This is a genomic window from Cedecea sp. NFIX57, assembly GCF_900177785.1.
GTDB lineage: Bacteria > Pseudomonadota > Gammaproteobacteria > Enterobacterales > Enterobacteriaceae > Cedecea > Cedecea neteri_C.
On sequence record NZ_FXAS01000100.1, the window covers coordinates 1 to 2,363 of the forward strand.

At 43.8% G+C, this 2,363-nt stretch carries 2 protein-coding genes and 1 pseudogene; all 3 read right to left on the bottom strand.

Going from position 1 to position 2,363, the window contains the following annotated elements; genetic code table 11:
- Nucleotides 1-27: 27 nt before the first annotated feature.
- Nucleotides 28-777 carry an amidohydrolase family protein gene (locus tag B9Y90_RS25905; RefSeq protein WP_085543139.1) on the bottom strand — a complete coding sequence of 250 codons (750 nt, stop codon included), beginning with the start codon at nt 775-777 and terminating at the stop codon, nt 28-30.
- Between the two features lie 78 nt (nt 778-855).
- The gene (gene queF, locus B9Y90_RS25910) at nt 856-1,701 is read right to left on the bottom strand and encodes an NADPH-dependent 7-cyano-7-deazaguanine reductase QueF (RefSeq protein WP_085543140.1); all 846 of its coding nucleotides are present in this window, start codon (nt 1,699-1,701) and stop codon (nt 856-858) included.
- 9 nt (nt 1,702-1,710) lie between these two features.
- A pseudogene (locus B9Y90_RS25915) lies at nt 1,711-2,268 on the bottom strand (queuosine precursor transporter); the annotation flags it as partial.
- Between the last annotated feature and the right edge of the window lie 95 nt (nt 2,269-2,363).

The following is a 2,363-nucleotide window of genomic DNA, read 5'->3' on the forward strand; positions in this document are numbered from 1 at the left end:
CGTGGTACTTTCCGCCGGAATACGCGTTCACGCAAAACCAGAATCAGCGTTCACGTTCCGCCAGAATGACCGTTCACGCCAGGCCAGAATACGCACCAGTTCTGCCTCACTGGAAGTGGGCGCGAATCGTGGGGTAACGGCGTAACCCAGGCGTCCCTTATTTTTCCATTTCTCTATCAGCATTTTGCTCTGCTGGTAAGCCGTCTTTGGTGTGTCCAGTAGCGGGGCCGGCGCATTCCTGTCCATCAGCACTTTTCCGGAGATGAGACGCATATTTTTCCCAAGCGCTTTGCTGAACAGCGCATCCACAGAAACGGGATCGCTGGTGGCAAAGACCAGTGCTGTTGTAGTGCCATTGTTGATCAGTTCGTCGATAAATTTCCCGGCATAAATAGTGGCATGCTCCGGTGCACTGAATTTTATTTCGGTCGGGAAAACATAATCGCCCAGCCAGTCGAGGAGTTGTTTTCCATAAGAGGCTGTCATTTCGATTTGAGGAAGGTGTACGTGTGTGTCAACAAATCCGGGGGATATTATTTTCCCGCTATAATCAATAATCTGGTCAGGATGATATTTTTCCTGCATCGCAGTGGATGAGCCGACATCAACAATATATCCGTCTTTTACCAGTAATAAGCCATTGTGGATATAATGGCGGGACTGTATTTTTTCTTGAGGATCTCCCGTAAAGTGTAATATATCGCCTTTATAACCCGTTAATGATGCATGGGCAATGAAAGGTGCAAGCAACAGGCTTGCAAAAAATGCGTGTTTCATTTTAATCCTTAAGGTATGTAAATGGTCTGGTGAAATGAGCTTTGCGTACGTCTGTCCAGACCATTTTTAGAAAAGAGTTTATTGTCTGATCAAACGTGTTGTTGGCAGAATGCTTTCAAAATCACTTCGGAACGGGTTGATATCCAGCCCACCACGCCTTGTATAACGGGCAAAAACGCTAAGTTTTTGCGGGCGGCAATATTGTTTAATATCCATGAAAATCCGCTCAACACATTGCTCATGAAATTCATTGTGGTTACGGAATGAAATGATGTAGTGAAGAAGCCGCTTTGGATTGATTTTCTTTCCTTCGTATTTAATGATAAGACTGCCCCAGTCAGGCTGGTTCGTGACAAGACAATTTGATTTAAGCAGGTTTGATGTGAGCATCTCTGAAACAGTAATGGCGTCATCAGTCACAGCATTTTTCAGTATTTCAGGGCTGAACGAGTAATCCTTAACGTCAATATCTTCATGGTCGATATTGATTCCCGGTAAGGCCATGATGGTATGATTAAACCCGATAAAATGGGGGTACAGCCTGACTTTTACTTCCCCTCCCGCCACCTGGCTAAGATCCTTTGTGAGTATGGCTGCAACAGCATCATGGCTCCTGATCTTTGTCTGGTTAAAACTGTTGAGATACAGCTTCAACGATTTGGATTCTATCAATCCCGGCGTCGTGGCCGGGATTTCAAACTCTCCAATCGCAACAATAGGTTTACCTTTTTCATTGAGCCAGGAAATTTCATATGCTGTCCACAGATCAAAACCTGAAAAGGGGAGGTTGCCCTCACCGGTAATTCCAGCCTGTTTTCTGCCCAAAGAGCGTGGTAACGACTCCAGAATGGACGGCGAGTAAGTCTGTGGGTGCGCTATTTTTGAACCCAGCACACTTAGTGCATCTTCATCGTAATCAGGCATGTTAATTCCTTATTGATTTACTGTGTGAATAAATTTTCTGAATAACTTTCGTGTCCCATAGATAGGAAATACACCGGAGACAGCGTAGATAAGTTTAATAATAAATTGCGATACGATCATGGCTTTAATTGTTGGAAGGCTGAGTACACCATAAAAAGCAATGCTACAAAAAATGATACTGTCGATGGCTGCCGCACAAAATGAACTGGTGATGACCCTGACAAAGAGATACCTGGAGTTGGTCAGGACTTTTATTTTGCACAGCAACCATGAGTTGATGTTTTCGGAAATGAGATAGGCCAGAGAGGATGCAAGCAGTACAGCAATAATATTGTGAATGAAGTACCGATAGGCCTGATCGTGAGGCCATTCTTTAAGGTCTGGTAAAAGTGTAGACATCCACAACCCCCCCACGAAGAGGATGTTAGCAATAAATGATATGATAATAGTTCTTCGCGTCATCTTAAGCCCGTAAAATTCATTGAGTATATCCACCAGGATGAATGTCAGCGGATAGAAAAAAATGGCCGGGGGAATAATAAGATTAAATGTGGACAGATGGACAGGGAGCCTGTACATAAATTTGTGTAATTGCCTGATTTTGATATGTTCAATCCAACATCAAAAGCAGGTTAATTTATGGACGAAAAACAGTTGCAGGC